Source organism: Pseudomonas sp. UTLPPB19802 (assembly GCF_059730225.1).
Genome location: NZ_AP048545.1, coordinates 5075707 through 5095539, shown reverse-complemented (window position 1 = coordinate 5095539; position 19833 = coordinate 5075707). Strand labels below are relative to the sequence as shown.

Here is a 19833-nt window from a genome sequence, read left to right as displayed (position 1 = left end):
ACGCATGAAGCCAGGCAAGATAGCAGTCGGTTTGTCAGCCCTTTTGTTGTTCACCAGCGGCGTGGTCCAGGCCCGCAGCGTCCTGGATCTGCTCGAGCCACCGGCACAACACGAAAAATCCACGCACCGCTCAGGCTCGATCGGCCAGGGTGCGGCGCTTGAACTGTATTCCAGCCAGGAGCGGCAGCCCTCGTTCGATGGCTGCGCGCAGATGTTCCCCAACGCCCGGCCGATCAACCTGGGCAGCATCCCGGCCAGCATGAAGCCGCTGGCGCTGTGCTCCGACACTTTCGCGGTGCTCTACTCGCAAACCAGCAAGACCCCGCTGGTGGTGGTCGAGCGCCTGAACTCGGCACAGCTCAAGGACGCCAAGGGTGAGGAACGCACCAACCAGTTCTATCCCGACCCGCGCATCCCCAAGGGCGCCCGTGCCGAGCTGAGCGACTATCGTGGCCAGCATCCGGCGGTGGACCGTGGGCACCAGGCGCCGGCCGCCGATGCGCCGACGCCCAACGCCATGGCCCAGTCGTTCGCGCTGTCGAACATGGTGCCGCAGGACCCGACCAACAACCGCAAGATCTGGAGCAAGGTCGAGGCCGACGTGCGCAAGTTCGCCCAGCGCGCCGATGGCAACGTGTACGTGTTCACCGGCCCGCTGTTCGACGAGGGCCACGGGACCATCGGCGACAACCGGGTCTGGGTGCCGACGCGGCTGTTCAAGCTGGTCTATGACAGTGCCTCCGGGCGGGCCTGGGCCTACGTGATGCCCAACGCCGAGACCCGCATCGAACGGCCGATGGACTACCCGACCTTCGTCAAGATCACCGGCCTGCGGCTGCTCGACAGCCTGCCGGTTTCGGGATCGCTGGCCAAGGGCTGAACCCGCCTACTCGAATGGCTGATACTCCACTGGCCTGCCCAGGTGGGCGATCAGCAGGGCCATGGAGTCGGCATTGTCGAGTATCAGGTTGATCCGTTTGTTGGCGTCGGCCAGAAAGGCCTGCCGGGCGGCATCCAGGTCCTGGGTGCCAGTGAGCTTCAACACCCGGTGCCTGGGCTCGTTTTGCAGGTCATGCCAACGGTAGTCGTACTCATCGAAGGCCTTGAACAGCTCATTGGCCGGGGTGGTCGTGGAAAAGGCCTCCCGCTGCAATTGTTCAAGCGTCGAATGACGGTGTTGTCCCTCGGGTGTCCGGGTGTCGATCAGGTCGAGAAAGGGGCGGCTCGCATCCAGGTAGGCGAAATCGAGGGTGTCGAGGCTGATATGGCTGATTTCGTGTAACAGCACCGTGCCCATGCTGTGCCCGTAGAGGTCGAAGGTCCTGGGGCGTATGGGCAGGTAAACCTGCAGGCCGGGATCGAAAAAACGCTCGGTGAGGTAGATTTTCCCGTCGTTGTCTCCTGGCAGGATAAACGCCTGGCTGATCGGGTCCGGTCGCGGAATCGAACCTACGACAAAGCGTTGCGAGGTCAGCGGGTTGAGCGACGGCTTGAGCAGTTCATCGAGCATGATGTGCAGGCGCACCTTGATTTTCCTCAAGGTGTCGGCTCCGATCGAGGAAACATCGAAAAAACTTTCCAGAAACAGACGGCGTTTGTTGTCCAGTCGGGCAGTGCCGAACAGGCTGTCGAGGTTGCGCATGGCCGCATTCAGATACTCCACCGCCTGCTGGTGGGCGCGGTGGATCATTCGGGCACGGTTGGGATAGAGCCGCCGGATGCTGGTGATTCCGACGGCTTCAACACGAATCTCTTGCCGGAGTGCTCTGCGGTTCATGCAATCATCAAGCATTTTCATCGCGAGGTATCCTCGATGCACTGCGTTGGCATGTCGAACGACCAGCGCTGTTGCTCATCCTGGCGCAGCCAGGGGCCTTTGCCGGTATCGGTGACGATGCGCCAGCGCTGTTGTTCCTGGCGTACCTGGAAGACGCTCCCGCCAATGACCACGAAGGTATCGCCGGTTGCCGTTTCGGTGTAGAGGTTGTTCAGTCGGCTCAGGGTGGTCTGTTCCAGCGCGATGCGATGAACAGACAGCGCCAGCAGCCGGGCCTGTTGTCGAGGCGCGAGGATTTGGTCGCCCCAGGGCGGTTCGGGAAAGGGGGATTCGATGGCGTGCCCGGTGCTGGTGTGTGCGATACCCCCCAGGTTGGATCGGCTCCAGCCCCGGCGGGCCATCGCCAGCTGTGCCAGGGCCATGACGAACTCCTCGATCGCTTCACTCCAGCGACCCTGCCAGGCGTGTTGCGTGGCGTCCTTGAGCTGGGAAAGGGTTTGCCAGACCAGCCAGGGCAGGCGCAAGCGACCGAGCAGGTGCGTCGCGCCCTTGGACAGTCCGGCCTTGAGCCAGAACAGTGCCTGGTTCCAGATCGATCCCTGGCCCTGCACGCCCTGGCGGCCGAGCAGGTCCTTGAACAGTTCGGTCGTGTCCTGGTAGAGCCTATGGAACAGATTGCCCCTTATCGGGCTGCCGTGTATCGCCAGGGCGGTTGATGAAGCCTTGAACAATTGCGCGTAATGCTCGTAGCGTCCGGGTGCCAGTCGCTCAAGCACATGCTGGCGCAGGCTGGGCGAGTTGCCGATATCGGCGAGGCACGCCGCGTCGTTGGCATATTCCTGAAACATCGGTCGATCTCCATGTGGGCTGAACAGGATGCTCGGCCCCTGGCCGGCGTCCGGACCGATCAGGTAGATGCCGCGTACCGCGTCGGCCACGGACTTCAGGCCACTGAGCAGTTGCAGGGGACGTAGCTCGATGTTCTGTCCGTTGAGGGGGACACGGGCGAGGCCGTCCGGCATCGACAGCAGGTGCTTGATGAATCCATGGGCGGTAGTGGACAGGGTGTTGCCCAGCCGTTGCGCGAATGCCTGCAGCAGACCTTGCCAGTAGCCGTGCCGGGTGAACATGGGACGGCGGTGGACATTCTGTGGCTCGTCGTGCGACAGGTGCGAGGCCAGCAGTACCGCGTAATGACTGCCGATGGCGGCTTCCTCGACCAGTGTCTTCAGATGCTCGCCCGTCAGGGTCTTGGGCAGGGTGCCGGTCGACAGGCTGGCGCTGATCGTGCGTGGTCGGATGTCGTCGAAGTGACGCAGGGCGAAGTCGGTCAGCGCTTCATGAACGGGCAGCGCGGAGTCGTGGGGTGTCAGCCAGACCTGCAGTTGGTCCGGGTCGAGCGGCTCGTCTGGAAAGTCTCTCGACAAGAGGCTCATGAGCTTGGTCCTGGCCGTTTCGCGCAATGGGGGAATGTCCAGGTGATAATCGTCGGTGGTCGCGGCGTCCTGGCGATAGCGGTCGAGCAGGGCGGCGAGGGCGAACTGCTGGTGGTCGCCGATGCCGCTCAGCCAGGCCGGCACGGCCAGGTGGGTGGCGGTGTTCTGCGCGGCCTGGATTGCCCGCTCCAGCATGGGAATCGTCGAATGGTTATCGAGGCAGTTTTGCAGGTTTTGCTGGAATTGTTTGCCGCGGTACGCCGAGGTGGCAGCCAGGCTCAGGTCGGCCAGGGCCTTGTCCGTCAGCGAGTTGAAGCGATTGCTTTGCAGACTGGTATGGATGAGCCGGAAGTCCAGGCTCGGGTGGGGCCGGTGATTGCTACGTGACGGCGGGATGACCGGCAGGTTGCCTGGGGCTTTGTCGTTGCCAAGGTTTTCCAGCAGGGCCAGACGCTCGACGGGGTGATGCAGGCGCCGCTGCAGCTCGACCTCGGCGTCATGAAACGAGTCGAAGGGCTCCACGCCTTGGGCCGGCGTCCAGAGCAAAGCGGTTCCGCAGTGATCACTCTCCAGTCCGCCCCGGGCAGTCAGCAGGAAGCAGTTGTGCAACTTGCTCGGTGTCGCCGTGGTGTCGGGCTTGTACACCAGTTCGAACGCATCGGGGAGGAATCCGCGTAGCCCCAGACGCTGCTCACGCGAGTGGCCGTCGAGCAGGTTGTCGAGCAGGGCCAGGTGGTCGGCGCCCAGGGCCCCACGTACGACTTTCAATTGCGCTTCGCGGCGCAATCCGAAGGTGATCGCCTCGTTCAGCGGCGCGGACAGATTGCCGTATATCGAGCGATGCCGCCGCAGGAAATGACCGAGAAAGTCCGGCAGCAGCCGCTCGAGGATCGTATTGAGCAGGCCGATATCCAGGTTGGGGACGCGTGACCACAGGCCGCTGGAGTCTTTGCTGAACAGACCGCTGCTGCTGCCGGGGGCGAGCGCCTGGGTACGCTGGGTCAGGCGTTCGAAAAAATGCGCCACGACGCTTTGCGAGGCAGTCGGCGCCAGGCTGGTGTTGCCGATCCGGGGTAGGGCGGCGGCATAGTGATTGATGAAGAGGTTGTCGGGTGACAGGTTGCCAAGTTGCCTGCGGCCGAGTTCGCTGGACAGCTCGCTGTTTATGAACTCATCGAGTGACGGGCGGTTCTGTAGACCGCTGGTCAATCTGGCCTTCAACTCATTCAGGACCGTCAATTGGTGTCGAGCGGTGTCCAGGTTCGGCTTCAGTGTGTCGGTCAACCCGGTTGATTGGGGTTTTTCACTGGGAGAAGGGTCCAGGCGATGGCTCCAGCGCACCGGGGGGGCGAGTTCCATCAACCGCGAGGAGATCAGGTGGCGGATGTCCAATGCGCTCTCGAAGGCTGTCGGTAGTGCCAGGGCAGCGTTACTGGCGCGATAGCGCTCCAGTACGTAATCGATGTTGTCCAGCAGTTTGGCGAGGCTGGTGTTGAACAGGGCCTTGAAAATCGCCAGCTCGCCGGAGGCCAGGGTGATGGCTTTGATGCTGGCGCCGCTCAGTTGGCTGCGCTCGCGCAGTGACAGGCCCAGGCGCAAGTCTTGCTCGTGCCCAGGTGCTTCCAGCCGCATCTTTACCGCGTCGAGCAGGGCGTGTTCGCTTTCGAAGCTTTGCAGACGCTCGCCCCCATAGAGGAAATGAGCGGTCGCTGCGGACTGCGCATGACGCACGACGAAGGCATTGGCCAGGGGGAACGAGCCGCTGGGCAGGTGTACCGCCAGGGTATGCAGTGTGACCGCGTCGAGTCGTGATCGATCCAGCGGGTACAGGCCGCACAGCCGGTGGTAGTCTTCGGGCTCGATCGCGTTCCAGTCCAGTTCCTGCTGCAGCAGTTCGGCACGAAAGCGCACGCCCAGGGCGTCGATGAACAATTGCCGACGTGGCTGCCCGGTGTCCAGTGGGCTGTCCCAGAAGGCGTTCACGCGGTTTTCCAAGTGACTTTGCAACTGGCTGGCGAGTGTTGCGATGGTGTTTTCCCAGGCCGCGGTATCCGTCGGCTGTACGGTGTAGTCGGGGGCCACGAATTCGCGGCTCTGGCCACTGGGCCAGTTGCCGAGGTTATAGTGTCCCAGCAGGGCTTCGCTCAGTGTCTGGACCGACACCTGGCGCAGTGGGCGGCCTGTCGAGGTGTCATGGCTGATCACCCTCAGGGCGTTCAGGCGGGCCTGGGGGAAGCGGGTGCCCAGGGTGTTTTCCAGCAGTTGGTTGAGCAGGGACTTGAGGCTGGGCAGCTCGAGGAGTTCGTCCTGCAGGTCTTTCAAGGTGCTGTCGAGACAGGCCTGCACCGATTGCCGTCGATCGGTCAGGACGATGCCTTGGATGGGGCGCGTGACCAGGGCCGGTAGGGGCTCGAAGCCGAGGGTGTTCCTGACCTTCAAGGGCACGAACCGCAGCAGTTCGTCGCGTTGCGCCGGGAGACGCAAGCGTTCGCGCAGTTTCTCCAGCGACTGCTCGCGTGACTCGAAACGCTCCAGACCGAAGCTCGGCGTGCAGAGGAAGACCGCGTGCCGCTCGGGGCCACGGATCAGGAAGGTACCAGCCAGGTCTACGGTGATGGCGCCTTGCGCGACCAGCAGCTTGTCGACGAACATGGGGGGCACGAGCGCCTCGCGGGCGTCCTGGTTGGCGAGGAACAGGTTGCTCAGCCAGTGCCGTTCGGTGGTATCGATCTGCAGCGTCTGTTCGAGTGGGCTGGGGGTGTCGCGCAATTCCAGGGCCTGGGACAGGTAGTAGGGCGTGGCGGGGTCGGTCATGGGGGCATCCCTTCGTTCGAGCGGATCACCGGGCCTCGTCGTGCGGGGCCCGGTGGGAATGGCTAGACGCTACGGCGCTCGAATCGAAAGGAGGGGGTAAATAGTGCTGCTTGGTGTTCTGCCTGCGGCGTGACTACAGGTGGTGCTGGCGCAGAAGCTCCTCGGTCAGTTGCGCCAACTCCCGGCGATAGGTCCGGGCGAAGCGCTCCGCATGGCTCTTGTAGGTACTGTCCTTCATTGGCTGGATGAACACTTCGCTTTGCAGCAGTTCCAGGGTACGCGCCGACTGGCTGATGGTCTGCTGCAACTCGGTCTTGCGGGCGCTATCCAGGTCGTCGCTGGTGAACCATTCGCGCTGGGCGTCAAGCAGGTCATCGAGTGCACCGATCCTCTCGTCCCGCTGCAGCCTGGGCTCCTTGAGTCGTGTCTGGGCAAAGCGGACTTCCAGGTAGTCCTCCCAAAACGGTTGTTCGAGCAGACGCCTGGCCAGTTCGCCGGGCAGGCGTTCCCCGGCAAGAATGGCCTGGCTGGCCTGCTCCAGCACCGCTTTGCCGACATTGGCTTCGTGGTTGTAGAGCATGCTCCGGGCTTGCCAGGGCAGTTCCAGCTGTTCGGCCAGGCCGATGCGAAAGGCCAGGTGGATTTCGGCCTCATGCACGGTTTCGTGATGGGCCTTGCGGCTCTGGATCAACTGGCGTGCCCAGTGTTTCACCTGGGCCAGCCGCGCCTTGCCGCGTGCCAATCGCAGCAATGGCGCTTCACGCTGTTCCAGCGGCAGACTCTGGGCTTCATGCAGCAGCACCTCCAGCCCCATGTCGTCGAACGTCACGGTCATGCCGTCTTCACAGGTGTCGGCCTCGATCAGCGGGCCGGTGGTGTCGACGGCCCGGTTGGCCAGCAGGAACAGTCTTCTGCGCAGCCCGCTGTCCTGCTCGGCTGCCGTGACCATGCGCCACACGCGCTCCAGCAGTTGCGGACGATGGGCACCGTTGTCGTGGAGATAGTCGGCGCTGTTTCTGAGGTCGGCCAGCACTTTGAAAAACGCTTCGGATTCGTCGATATCGTCACTGGCCAAGCGTAGCCAGAGATCGCGCCTGGCCTGCTGTCGCGCCGTATCCAGTCCTTCGAGCCAGGGCTGGCTGTCGCGGGGCACGGGCGACACGCTGCCCCACGGGTTGTGGTACGAGCCGGCGGCTGACTGCGGGCGTGATTCGCTGCTCCACTCGGACTGCTCACCACTCTCGATCAGCGGCTCCAGCCCCAGGTCGATGCCGGTTCGCTGCCGATAGCGTTCGATGCGTCGATGCAGGTCGACGGGGATCAGGTTGTCATCGAGATTGATCGTCATGTTGAGCTGTTGGCGGGCGGCACTCAGGCCGAAGAGTTCCTCGGGAATCTGGTTGATCCGGTTGTCTCGCAGGTCCAGGCGCTTGAGTTTCGGCAATTGGTCATACCCCTGTGGAAACCGGCTCAGGCCGGTGTTGCGCAGGTACAGGCACCTGAGGCTGGACAGCGGGCTCAGGTCGGGGACCAGCGACAGCTCGGGGTTGTTATCCAGGTTCAGGGTTTCCAACCGCTCCAGGTGGCTGAACGGGCTGGCTGTGCTCGCCGTGATGATGATCTGGTTGTTGCGCAGTTCCAGATGCTTGAGCTGCTTCAGATGCGCCAGCGCCGCCGGCAGGCGGCTCAGGAGATTACCGGAGAGGTTCAGGCGCAGCAGGTTGGGGAAGGTCCTGAGAAAGCTGTCCAGCTCCGGCGAATTGGGCAGGCCCGTTCCACGCAGTTGCAGTTCGGTGATATGGGGCAATGACACGGAGAGTTTGGGCAGCTTGTCCACCGTGTAGCCCGTCAGGGCCAGCTCGTACCCGTCCGTCCGTGTGCCCTCATGGTCGATGACTATCGGATCGCCTTCATTGTCGATGGCGCGATCCGTTTCACGGCGCCAGCCACGTTTGATCTGAATGGCCCAGCGCAGCCTGCCGTGATCCGCCGCGTCCGGGGCTTCGCCCACCCAGGCGTCCAGTTCGTTTTCCAGGGTGCGGTATTCGCTTTCCAGCGCCCGCAGGCGTGTGATGGCATCCGCTTGGCTCAGGTCGCGCAGGCCATGCAGGGTTTCCACCTCGGCGATGCTCAGGTTCGGATACAACTCGCGGGCCAGACGCCCGATCGTGCAGGCGCGTTGGCTGCCCGTGGCGCGTCCGCTGAGTCTATAGCCTGGCCGGCCATCGGCCAGGCGCATCGGTGGTCTGAATCCCGGTTTGATCGGGGGGAGCGCCTGGCGCCTGGCCAGCTCTTCGCGCGGCAGTGGCGGCAAGGCGCGCACCGTCTGTTTCAACCGCGCGCCCTGGCCGACATGGGGGAAGCCCAATGCAGTGCGTTCGGCATCGGGAAGTGCATGCAGGACGCTGGCATACAGGTCGTCCGGGCCATGCAACGGTTGACCGATGTCGTCATAGGTTTCATATAGGTCGGCGTTTCGGACCAGGACTTTGCTGATCGATGCCGACTCGGGGCCGATGCTGCCGAGCAGTGGGCCGGCGAAGCTGCCGTCGCGTATTTCCAGGCGTAGCCGGCTCGACCAGCCCGGCAGTTTCCGGAGCATCGGCAGCGCGACCCGGTACACTTCGGCCTGGCTCACCGAGTCGAGGTACAGCGGCTCGTACAGGCGCGCCAGCCGCACCGCGCGCAGGTAGTGTCGGGCTTCCTCGGCCAGGCGCAGCGGTACGCGCGCGTTGTTGAGCTGCCTGCGCTCGGGCGTGCTGGCTTGGCGGGCCAGTTCCTGCGCCACGGTGTCTGGCAAACCGGGAAAGTCGCGACGCAACACCGTTGCGCCGGGCTCGCTGGCCGCCGGCGTGGTGCGATAACGATAGTGTGACTCGAACAGGTCCGCACGGCGCTTGAGCGCGTCCCTGGCCAGACGACGCCGCATGGCCACGACCCGGCTGGCGAGGCTGAGCGTGCCTTGTCCGAACTCCTCGCGCAGCAGGATCCTCAGCTCACTCTCGTCCAGTTTACCCAGAACCTGCTGGAGCAGACCGTCGGCATTCAGCCCTGGCCAGCGCACCTCGATCCGGGTGGTGTGGGTGTCGTTGTTCGCCGGGTACTCCTGAATGGTGCGACCCGAGTCGTTGAGCAATCGCAGCACTTTCGTGCCCGGCCAGACCGGGTCGCTGGTCAATAGTTGCAGTTCCATGTGCAACTCGTCTGCGGTGCCATGGGAGGTTGCACCGCTTTGCAGGCGTTGCACCAGGCGTTCCAGATCCTGATCCAGGGTGAAGCGGGTGAGGGTATCGTCGAGCAGTGCAGGTGGTTGCCAACTGTTGTGATGCAGGGTGCGCAATACATCGCCGTCGATACCGGCGATATGCAGAATGCACCGGGCCGTCTGCTCGTCGAATTCGGCGGCATCGGTGCCCAGGCGGTTGAACAGGCGTGCGTCCGGCCAACTCAGGGGGGTGTCGAGTTCGTGCCGCCAGGCACCGCTGCCATTGCTGCGAAACTCCGGCGCGTAGGGGTTGAGCAGTTCGTCGGCGCGGCTGTGGCGGGCGCGATAGCGTCCTGGCCAGCGGGCGTCGGGTTGCAACCGGTAGTAGTTGTCCTCCAGCAGCAGATAGCGATCATTGCCATCAGCATGCAACCCCAGGTTATCGGGCCGTGAACTTGCCGGCAGGGTCGGTTGGTGCTGATAAGGCGTAAGGTCGGCGCTCCACAGTCGACGAACCCCCTCGCGCACCGTGACCGGTATCAGGGCGTCGACAAAGGCCGAGGTATCGAGCGCTGACAGGACGACGCCGGCGGTGCCGACAAAGGCCACGTTCATCGCCACGCCGAGCAGGTGGGCCCAGGCCTGGCGGGTATCACCCGCCTCCCAGGCCTCGATGCCCGAGTAGACCTCGTGAAGCATCCGGGTCGCCATGGCCAGCAACATCACCTGGCCCAGGCCGGGGATGAACACCAGCAGGTTGAACAGGTCCATCGCTGCGTCGGCGAAGGCCAGGAAACGTGCGGTCCTGGCTTCACGGTCTTCGTCGTCGGTGGGCACCGCCAGGGCTCTCGCGTCGCTGAGCATGCGGCCGATTTTCAGCTCGCACTGGTCCTTGAGCAACGTCTCCAGCGTCGGGCTCGCGCCCACGCGTGGCGCCAACTCGACCAGATCCAGGCCCACGCGCCACTCGGGATTGACGCTGTAGTCATCCCACAGACCGTGGCGGTCGGCGGGGTCCAGGCGCTTTTTCAGCGCGGCGAAAAAGGCGGGCTGTTCGCGCACTGGCACGAAACGGCTGAAAAAGCGCCGATAGTGGGCAAGGTGCAGGCGGGTGCGCAGGTCGACCATGAAGTCTGCGCTCGACGCGTAATGACGTACCGGCTGGTCATCGTCGCCGGGTATGTAGACCAGGCAGCGCCAGGACGAAGGCGTCGCCTCGGGACGCAGGAAAATCAATTCACCCAGGTCGACGCCCAGCATCCGCAGGCGCCAGGGGCGCAGCCGGTGGCCTTGCAGGCGTACATTCGCATGGCCGGCCAGCCACTGCAGCAGGGCCTGGTAGGCGTCGTCTGGAACAAGGTCTTTCATGCGTGCCAAGTGCACGGCTTCGGCCAGTTCGTTGTGCAGATGCCTGGCCCAGGTCTGGCGTACATGGGCCTTTTGCGCGGGATTGGCGGGGTTGAGTTGCCCAGTGATGTGGTCCTGGTAGCGCCGGCCCAGATCGAGGTCGCGGCACACTGCGGCGAAGCGCTCCGGGCGCAGGGGCAGCTCCCGGGCCTCGTCGTGGGCGGTGATTTGTACGTCGTCGGTATTGTGGTCGTGGGTGATGAATTCATCGCCTACCGCAGGCGGTTTGCTGGCCTCGTCGGCGGTGAAGTTGTGCAGTGCGGCTTCCAGCAGGCTGACGTCCCAGTAGCTGCTGCGGACCTGCGGATCGCTGGCGGAAAAGTCGAGCAGGCCGCCCATGCTGGAGGGGCGACGACCGTGCATCCGACGCACGAAGTAGGTGTTGCGCACATCCAGCTCCAGCCCGGATGCCTGGCGGATCGCTTGCTGCAGCAGCGGCGCGGCAAATGCCTCCAGGGGCGTGATGCGCCGGAGGATGGCGTGGAGTTGATGCTCGCTGGTGCATCGCTCCAGTTGGCTGTTTTCCAGGGCGGCGCGCAGCTCGCCCGTGGCCTGGGAATACCAGGACGGCGCCGTCGGCTCGGTGTTCGCCAGCGCCTTGAGGCAGGTGGAACCTGGGGCTGTCAATGGTGCGGGCAGGCGGCTTTCGATAAAGACCTGGTGCTGGTTGAGCGGGGCGCGGGCGCCGCTGGCGGCCGCCGTGTCGCCCGAAGTCGTTGAGGAAGAGGAGGTCATTGCGTTAAGCCCGTTTCGTTGTTCGAAGGGGCAGGGTAGGCGCGCTGCGCGTGGCGGCGGCGGTAGGTATGCATACCTGCCGCCGCCAGGTTCCTGGCGCTCAGGAAGGTTCCGACATGTCTGGAATAACCGGTTCGGTGCTGTTCAGCGTCTGGATCTGTTCCCAGGTGTAGCCGTGATTCATGCGCAACTCTTCATCGGCCTTGACGGCTTGGCTGGTGAACAGGGCGGTAATGTAGTAACGATTTGTCACGACGCTGCCGTCAGAGTCCTGGATATCGACCGGAAACGCGAATGCCTCGACGTTGTAGCCAGTGGCGGCCTGGCGTACGGGAATGCCATCGTGGTACTCGAATATTGTATTGATTCTCGACAGCATGTTGTCGCCGGTGAGACAGGGCAGCGCCGATTGGGGGTGGGGGCCATGAAAACGCAGCAGGTTCAGCGAGCGCTCGTCCTGGATCCAGGTCGTGAAGGGGTCTCGGCGATGGTGGTTGACGATCAACGGAATCAGCATGCCGCCATATACCCCGAGCAGTTCACCCGGATTCAGGTCGTGTCGGGGAGAAACACGAAAGCGGTAGAGTAGATGCCGTTCATCCGCGGACGCCATGTGCTGTTCCTTGAAACGCAGGATGCGCAGCTTGTTTTCGTAAAGGCGTGCCACTTCCACGCCCTGTGCCAGGTAGGGAATAATCTGTTGCGCGCGGGCCTGGGTCTGAGGACTGTCTTCGGCCACGGAGTAGTACAGCGCGGTAATGGTCATCGGGTGCCCGTCCAGATCCCGCAGGGGATAGCGGGCGTTGTCGACCGGGTCGTAGGCGAAAGGCGAGTTCGTATGCGAGCGGTAGGACTTGTTTGCCAACAGGCGCTGCCACTGCTCTGGGGTAAACATCGTTCCTGGCTGAAGGTCGGCCAGGACCTGGCTGTCTGTCGGTACTGGAAGGTGCTCCGATTGCACCAGCAACCTGGGCTCGCGGTCCGGATGATGCAGGGTCCATCGATGATCACGCTTGCTTTTGCGCTGCAGTCGCGGCTGGTAGAAACTGTAGGGATTGCTCGCGTTCAGCAGCCGCCAGCCCTCGGGGGACCATCTGACCGGATAATAGCGACGGCGGTCGACAATGTAGTGCCGGTGGGCCCGGCTCGAGACGGTTTCGCGGTTCAGGTTCCAGTAGATGCCGTTGTCGCGCAACTGCAGGCCGGACACCAGGCGGCCGGGTACGGCGAACTGCTCTGGCAACGGTCCGGCAGAGGATGTCATCGCAGGTTCCGGCAGGGGGTGCAGCATGCGTACTGCCGGGGTCTGGCGACGCAGCTTCGAGGCTTGTCGGAATAACGCCCGTTTCAGGTCGATCGCTGTCTGCCCCGCCTCCAGACTGATGTCATAGGCTTGACTCAAATGTTTTTGCGTCGCCGTTGGCAGGGTCTGCCACAGCGCGCTGTAGAAATCGGCGTGGGTGGAGAGCGTCCTGCCTTGCCTGTCCTGCGTCTCGTAGCGTGATGCTGTTTTCCTCAGGCGCCGGTAGTTCAGACTGAAGTCCACCCCGATGCTTTGCAAGGGAGTCGAGAGATCGAGCGCGGGGTCCATGAGTTCCAGGCGCAGGTCCTCCGGCCAGGGCTCCAGGGTTTCGAGCAGTGAAAAGGCCAGGTATTCACTGTGCTGGTTTTTTGGCCACTCCGGATAAAGGCCCTCGAATACCCGGGAAATGCGGACTTGTTCCAGAGCGCGGTCGATCTCGGGCTGCAGTCCTGGCAGGGTGGTTTCGCTCTGCTCCAGTGTCTGCAGGATCAAGTCGAGTTCTTCCAGGTGGCTCTTGGGCAGGTCCGGATACGCGTCGCGCAGTCGTTGCTGGCTTGGTGTCTCGGGTTGTTCGAGTTGCCGGTACAGATAGTCGAACAGTTCGGGCAGCCATTGGATTTCGTCGATGTTGACGAATTGCGCGCCATCGGCGCCCAGGATGAGCCGGCGCGAGTTCTGCTTGGCGATGCGCACGGGCGCTTGCTTCGGCAAGTCGGGCAGCAGGTTCGGCAGATGCGTCTGGATCTGCGAGCAGAGTTCGGAGCAGGTATCGTCCTGGGGTTGGTCGATGTTGAAACCCTCGATTTCCCGCAGAATCCATAGGCGCTTGAGGCTATCGAGCAGCAGTGGCGGAGTGCGTCGGCCATGGCGATGCAGTTGTCTCAGGGTGTCGGTATTTTCCCCGCTCAGGGACAACAAGGCGTTCGCCAGGGGCTCGGGCAGTCGTGCGGCACGTGCACTCAGGCGGTTGATGAGCTTGGCCTCGGGCCATTGCAGGATATTTTCGTGCAGTGTCCACCAGGCACCGACGCGGTTGTGTTTCAACGGCGGAGAGTAAAGTTCGGGTTTGTCCTGAGAGACGATATGCCAGCCCTGAGTGTCGGTATCGTAGCGGACTTCATAGTACGACTGGTTGAGTAGCAGGTAGGTCTTGTTCGCCCAATCGTGCAGGCCCAGGGCGTTCATGTGCCATTGACCGTTGGGCAGGTGCAGTGCCACCCGATAGTGGCTGGGGTCGGGGTGCCATAGGCGCGTGCCGCTTCGAGTGCGAACGGAGACCAGTTCCGGGAGTGTGCTCGCCTCGGTGTGCATTTGTGGCGTTATCTGGCTGCTGGCTTGGGCTTCGACGACATTGAGCAGGTGGATCGAACCACTCAGTCGTTCCACGATGTTCCAGGTTTCGAGATCCTGATAGACGAGTGCCGCATCCAGGATGTCCACCGGTTCGGCCAGGCGCCGTTTGAACTGGGGAATGTAGTCCTTGAGGGTGGGCAGCAGTTCCAGGCCCGAGGTTTGATAGTCGTCCAGCAGTTTTTCCCGTTGTGCCGCCTGCACGTTTGCCGCGGGGGGCGCCAGCCGGCCCAGGTCCTCGAGCGCGCGCGATAGCAACTGTCGGTGGATGTCTTCGAACAGTTCCTCTTCGATCCAGCTGGAGAGGCTGACCTGGCTGGCCTGAGGAGCGTTGGCGGCGCTGATGGCGCTTCTCAGTTTTGCCGTCAGCAGGTTGTCCCGATAGTCGATGGGCATGAGTCGGCTGATCCGGCGCCGGGCGTCCTGCGAATTGAGGTGCGTCATGAATACCACCTGGAACATGAGCAGCGAGGAGTACTCCCTGAGCGGATACAGAGGGTGGCCGGGGAAGTAAATGGCGCACCGTCCCTTGTCGTCGTCCGGGTCGGCGGCGAAATGAATGACACCGGGCAACACGTGGCCAAGCAATTTGACCCGATGGCTGAGCAGCAGCTTGCCTCTACTTCTATCGGGCGCAAGCAAAAAGTATTTGAGCCGCCTCGCACAGTCATCGGAGATGTCGCCGCGCAGGTGGGCCATCTTTAGTATCACATTGAAGCGATTGCGCTGGTGTTCGGCGAAGTGCTGATGCTTGTTCTGTGGCACCAGGGGTTCGTTCGCCGGGTTGGTCAGGTCGAGTACCTGCTTGAGGTGCAGCAGGTATCTTCGGCCGAGGTCAAGGTTACGGCAACGCAGGGCGAAGACTTCGGGCAGCAGGTTGCTTTTGAGTCCCGCGGACTTTCCTGTCAGATAGATGGCTGATCCACTGCCAAACCCACTGCTGCGGGTTTCCCAGGCTTCGAAATTGTAGAGGGCGGCCTCCAGCAGGCTGTGTTCGGGGCTGGCATCGTAAATGGGGATCCACATGACACTGTCGCGATACCAGCGTTTGCTGATAGTAGCGATCTGCATGTCACGCAACTGCGGATAGCCCGCCTTGAGGTCCATCTCAAGGATCGGTTCGGCAAAGTCATCCAGGCTCTTGAGCGGGCTCAGGATATCACCGACCTTGATGGCGGAAAGATGACACTGGATCAGAGCTTCGCGCAGATCGGTTCGTTCCTGGGGAGTGGCATTCTTCAACCAGTCCGGCAAGCGGAATCTGATGAAGCGCTCGTGAGGCAAGGAAAGGGCTGAAGAGGCTTCAAGGGCGGTGGGCATGTTGGAACTCGCTGTCGGTTTTTTGAAAGAAGGGCGTCGAGTCGCCAGCTAAAGCCCATGTGGGAGCCAGGGTGTGTTAGATAGTTAATGAACTCGAATGAGTCAGAGGGTTCTTTTCATTCATTGAGGTTCTTGTTCAGTTGAGTTCTTGTCGTTGTGGCGGAATTTGGTGATATATATGAATTTTATATATCCCCGTTTCTGTTCGGTTATTCCGGTTTTGCATCGATATAATCTATTTTCATTTTTAACGAGCGGGCGGGTAGTCTTTGGAATACATGTGGATGGAAAAATGGCGTGAAGCCAGCTCGAGAGTCTGAGATTTTCTCTTGTGCCATTGGATTAGGTGGGTTTTTGCATGAGAATGTTGGTGTTTGATAATGCCTTGAATCGCTATGAAGTTTCCGGTGAGGGGGCGGATGGCGGCAGTTTTGAATATTTGCAGAAAATTGCAGCGACGCTGAGTAATGTTGATATTGCTATTTCCGGGATTTACCTCGAAGGCAGGGAGATCCGTATCGCTCGTGGTCATGCGGTTTTTACGTTGGGCCATTTGCATGTACAGGGTGCGAAGGCTCAAGAAATTGTTTATCCCTGTTTCATGGATCGATTCGTACTCGACTTCGAGCGCCATATTCCGGATTTTGCGCTATGGACAGGAATGGATAGGGAACTGCAGGCTTCGTATGCGGCGTTGAAGTCCTACCTGCTCAAGGAGGGTGTGGCGGCCGAGGGCCTGGTCAACCTTGCACTGGTTCAGGATCTCACGCTCATGAGCAATCCGGAGGGCGATGATTTCAGGATAAGAAAAGACGAGCTGGATTTTTTGAATGGGCTGATCGGTATCTATGAGCTGGGCGTGGCTCAGGCGAAGGTGAGGCGTCATCTTGGCGTTACCCTGGCAAGGGATGCCGCTGTCCGTCGCAAGCGTCATACCGAACACTCGTTGAATCTTCTGGTTGGCGATGAGGTGGCGGTTGCCAAGCTCTACCAGGTGATCGCAGAGCGGCGTAGCGAGTCTCGTGCCGGCATGAACATGTTGTGCACCTACTACGGTCAGTGGCGCGGGAATATCAAGACCGCGCAGGACGTGAGCACATTCCTGTCCCTGATCAATATCTGGTCTGTGCCCGCTGATCTGCTGATCGGGCTTCATCAACTCAACGCATTTAGGGCGTTTGGTCCATTACGGGTCCAGCTTTCCCTGCCGTTGGTGGATTCGGCGGTATGGAAAGAGATGATTGTGAACATCGACAAGGAGTTCGGTGTCATCCGGGGTGCCGAATTGGTTCGCTTGTTCGGCCCATACAGTCATCAGTACCTGGATATGGGGGCAGACTACACGATCAGTAATAATGGTTTATCCATTAAATATTCCCTTCCTGCGGTGGAAGGTGTTTCTTTTGATGGCGTGGTCAATGTCATCGGCCATGGCCGAAACATTGGCGAGCAGATGCGCGCTCGCCCGGAGAGGGTCGCACAATGGTTGTACGATAATATAATTCAAGTTCATGGTGCGGCGGGTTTTAAAAAACTGAAGTTTATAAATTTTCAGGCTTGTCATATTCATCAGGTAGTAGCCGGCCACATGGTCTGTCTTTTGCTGAAGAAGGCACTGCGGCATTTCGAGACAGATAGAATTCCGGTGGTCCTGGCCATTTCCAGCCCCTGGGCGCCTTTGGTGTTGAATGCGAGTCGGGTCTTCGGTTCGCTGTCAGCGGCCTGGCAGGAGCACACTGTCGTTCTGCCGGGCCTGCTGCTCAAAGGGCTGGATCACTTCATCAGGACCTCGCAGGCCCAGAAAGTCCCCTTGCAATTGGCCGTGCAGAGCGGGTTGACGGGATCTCGTGGCCTGCAGAACCTGAACGATCTGCCCTACCGTGACTATTTGAGACTCAGCAATGTGCTGTCGCTGGATCACAGCTTTTTATCGGGCGAGCATTACATGAAGCGCGCCACGCTGGAGCTGCTTGCGTCAGGTCTGCTGGCATCGATCAATTTGCGCAATGCCGCGCTGGCGGAATCCGCGCAGCTCATTCGCTCCATATTCCCGGACCGGTTCGAGGCCATTGAGCAGTTCGTCACGACCGCCTCGATCGCACCGTCACTGCGGGGCGTCGGGCCGTCGGGGGGAGGCTCACCGTCTGCGCTCTTGAGGGCCGGAGCGGTCGAAACCGTGAGGAAGGTCATCGATTTCCTGGTGATGCTGAAGTCGGCCAGGGACCGCGGTGACTGGCTGGAGGGATTGCGTCTCTACAACGATACGAAAATCAAGTTCCTGATCGATCCTTATGATCATCGTGGGCCGGAAAAGAAAAAGTTCATCGTCGATACCCTGTTCAGCCTGACAGGCCCTGCCACGCAGCCCGGTGAGCAGGCCTACAGCGGCGCCTTCGAGAAGTTCTTCCTGCTCAGCAAGCAGGACTTCCAGGAAATGACCGGCATCAATATCGACTGGGCCATCGGCCATTTCTTCACCCGCGGTACCCCCAATACCACCGTCTCCGAGGCGCTGTTTCGCAGCCTCCAGGTGACCGCGCCCGAGCCCGCGATGCTGGTGCTGGATGCCTCGGTCCAACGTGGCCTGCTGGGCAGTGAACAACTCGGCGTTTCGAGCCGCGAACTGCGGGCCGCGCTTGAGGCCGGGGAGGAGGGGCCGGGCCGGCTGGCGGCCATGGAGCAATTGCAGCAGAACCTGGCGAGGAGAAGAGCCTCGCTGGGCAACGCCCGTTCTCTGAAGAGCCTGCAGGACACCCAGGATGATCTGCTGCGGGCGAAGACCGCTATCGAGAACAAGCAATTGTCGGCCCCGGTGCTGAAAACCTCGGCGCGCATGGCCAGTGCGGCCAGCCGCTTGCTGGGCGCTTTTGGGGTGTTCCTGGACTTTCGCACCCAGCCGTTCCACCTGGACTTTTCCTCGTTGCGCTCCGGCGTGTTCACGGTCAGCGACTCCCTTGCTGTGACCAAGGGAATGTTCGATTTCACCACTGATGTCGGCGTGGCGCTGCGCCTGCGCCTGGCCTCGAACGCCTTCCGGGCGATCTGGCAGTCGCGGCTGGACCTGCTGTTCTTCAAGCTGAACAAGGTCTTGCTGCCGCTGGACGTACTGTTCACGGCCGTCAGCCTCTACCGCAATATCGACGGCGTGCGCCTGGCCAGAAGTGCCGAGGAGCAGGCCCTGTACCTGGCCATGACGGTGATCGACGGGGCCGCCTTTGGCGTGACCCTGGCCGGCTTCGCCCTGATCGCGGTGCCGGGCGTGGGGGTGGCGTTGATCCTGGTGGGCGTGGCCCTGGCGGTGGTGAACATCATTCTCAATGCGATCGTTGGCCTGTCTTCGCTGGAAAACTACCGCTGGGATGAAAAGGTCGGGCTGTTCTTCGACAACCTGTTCGGCGCGTCGTCGCTGTTGACCGGCAGTCTTGCCGCTCCACCGACGGCGCTGGAGGGAATCACTGCCCAGCAGCAGATGCGCCAGGCGGCGGATCAACTGTTCGAGGGCAGTGCTGATGCCTCGATCAGCAGCCTGCCCGAGCAGGGGATCGATCTGTTGCTGACGCCAGTGCTCAACGACAGCGACGACGAGGACCAGACCAACGCCCTCAAGGCCATTGGCCCACCCGGTCCGAACCGTGCCCAGGGCTATACCCTGGCGCCGTTGGGATTGACCGCCGCCGAGCTGGGTACCTGGCCGGACGGCAAGGGCCAGGAAAAGGAGCGGCAGGTGCGCAAGGGCTGGTATCTGCGTCGCGCATCAGCACGTTCGGGCCTGGCGCGGAAGCTGATGGTGACGATGCCCGCGACGCCGGGCAGCCAGGCGCAGGTGCTGGACTTCGGTCCTTTGCCGGCGGTGCTGTTGTTCGGCGCCACGCCGCATCTGCTGCTGGGCATGAACCCCTTTGGCTGGGCGCCGGGCGAGTCGCCGCAGGAGCAGGCGCGCCAGGCTTACCAGGTCAAGTTGTATCCCGGAATCGGTTACACGCTGCAGTTCAAGAAAAGCGTCCTGAGCGCCAAGGACCATGATTCGCACTTCGACAGCCGTACCCGCTTGCTGGTGCCCGAAGGCGACTATCCGAGCCTGCCCCAGGTCGCGCTAGACCTGTCGGCGCAGGGGGATGGCCGCGAAACAATCCGCGAACTGGACCTGTCCACGGCGTCGCTGGAGGTGATCAGGTTCAAGGCCCGCAGCAAGCTCCGGCTGGAGCTGGTGCGGGCCGGCAGCGAGGCGCCGTGTGCGCTGGAGCAGGTGGTGCGCACCGTGCAATTGCCGGCGCATATCAACTTCCGCAGCGGCCGGCGCCATCCGGTGATGGCGGTGGTCGGCGAGGGCTCGCGGGTGGCGTTGCGCAATGCCGAGGGCCAGTCGTTGCTGTTGTTGCGCCCGCAGGTGAAGCACTGCGACATCGAGGTCGAGGCGGCGGTCAGCGGCTTTGCGATTTCCATCTGAAGATCGAGCCTGAGCATTCAGGCGGTTTGAATATTTAAA

At 62.0% G+C, this 19833-nt stretch carries 9 protein-coding genes; 2 read left to right on the top strand and 7 right to left on the bottom strand.

The features are described from left to right. The first annotated feature begins 4 nt into the window (after positions 1-4). On the top strand, positions 5-880 hold the full coding sequence (locus AC6I6U_RS21925; protein WP_497878117.1) for a DNA/RNA non-specific endonuclease: 876 nt from the start codon (positions 5-7) through the stop codon (positions 878-880). A 6-nt stretch (positions 881-886) separates the two neighbouring features. On the opposite strand, the gene AC6I6U_RS21920 is transcribed toward AC6I6U_RS21925, so the two are convergent. The 7 genes from AC6I6U_RS21920 to AC6I6U_RS21890 form a co-directional block, all read right to left on the bottom strand. Then, complete coding sequence (locus tag AC6I6U_RS21920) at positions 887-1777, bottom strand: M35 family metalloendopeptidase (RefSeq protein WP_497878116.1); 891 nt, start codon at positions 1775-1777, stop codon at positions 887-889. Between the two features lie 17 nt (positions 1778-1794). Continuing rightward, a complete protein-coding gene (locus AC6I6U_RS21915; RefSeq protein WP_497878115.1) occupies positions 1795-6027 on the bottom strand; it encodes a dermonecrotic toxin domain-containing protein in 4233 nt (1410 codons plus the stop codon). A gap of 133 nt (positions 6028-6160) precedes the next feature. Then, positions 6161-11374, bottom strand: a complete 5214-nt coding sequence (locus AC6I6U_RS21910; protein ID WP_497878114.1) for a dermonecrotic toxin domain-containing protein — start codon at positions 11372-11374, stop codon at positions 6161-6163. A gap of 100 nt (positions 11375-11474) precedes the next feature. Next, positions 11475-15347 carry a dermonecrotic toxin domain-containing protein gene (locus AC6I6U_RS21905; RefSeq protein WP_497878113.1) on the bottom strand — a complete coding sequence of 1291 codons (3873 nt, stop codon included), beginning with the start codon at positions 15345-15347 and terminating at the stop codon, positions 11475-11477. A 247-nt stretch (positions 15348-15594) separates the two neighbouring features. Beyond that, a complete protein-coding gene (locus AC6I6U_RS21900) occupies positions 15595-15981 on the bottom strand; it encodes a hypothetical protein (RefSeq protein WP_497878112.1) in 387 nt (128 codons plus the stop codon). A gap of 15 nt (positions 15982-15996) precedes the next feature. Beyond that, entirely contained in the window at positions 15997-16503 is a 507-nt protein-coding gene (locus AC6I6U_RS21895; RefSeq protein WP_497878111.1) for a hypothetical protein, read from the bottom strand. A gap of 204 nt (positions 16504-16707) precedes the next feature. Then, positions 16708-16935, bottom strand: coding sequence for a hypothetical protein (locus AC6I6U_RS21890; RefSeq protein ID WP_497878110.1), 228 nt, complete (start codon positions 16933-16935; stop codon positions 16708-16710). Here AC6I6U_RS21890 and AC6I6U_RS21885 point away from each other — a divergent pair, their 5' ends adjacent. Continuing rightward, positions 16936-19794 (top strand): hypothetical protein, encoded by a 2859-nt coding sequence (locus AC6I6U_RS21885; RefSeq protein WP_497878109.1) that lies wholly within the window; start codon positions 16936-16938, stop codon positions 19792-19794. The last annotated feature ends 39 nt before the right edge of the window (positions 19795-19833 follow it).

Coding starts and splice junctions, on each gene's coding strand:
- AC6I6U_RS21925 (WP_497878117.1), top strand. CDS start 5: ATGAAGCCAGGCAAGATAGCAGTCGGTTTGTCAGCCCTTTTGTTGTTC.
- AC6I6U_RS21920 (WP_497878116.1), bottom strand. CDS start 1,777: ATGAACCGCAGAGCACTCCGGCAAGAGATTCGTGTTGAAGCCGTCGGA.
- AC6I6U_RS21915 (WP_497878115.1), bottom strand. CDS start 6,027: ATGACCGACCCCGCCACGCCCTACTACCTGTCCCAGGCCCTGGAATTG.
- AC6I6U_RS21910 (WP_497878114.1), bottom strand. CDS start 11,374: ATGACCTCCTCTTCCTCAACGACTTCGGGCGACACGGCGGCCGCCAGC.
- AC6I6U_RS21905 (WP_497878113.1), bottom strand. CDS start 15,347: ATGCCCACCGCCCTTGAAGCCTCTTCAGCCCTTTCCTTGCCTCACGAG.
- AC6I6U_RS21900 (WP_497878112.1), bottom strand. CDS start 15,981: ATGGCGCTCGAAGTCGAGTACGAATCGATCCATGAAACAGGGATAAAC.
- AC6I6U_RS21895 (WP_497878111.1), bottom strand. CDS start 16,503: ATGAAGCCCGATCAGCAGATCAGCGGGCACAGACCAGATATTGATCAG.
- AC6I6U_RS21885 (WP_497878109.1), top strand. CDS start 16,936: ATGGTCTGTCTTTTGCTGAAGAAGGCACTGCGGCATTTCGAGACAGAT.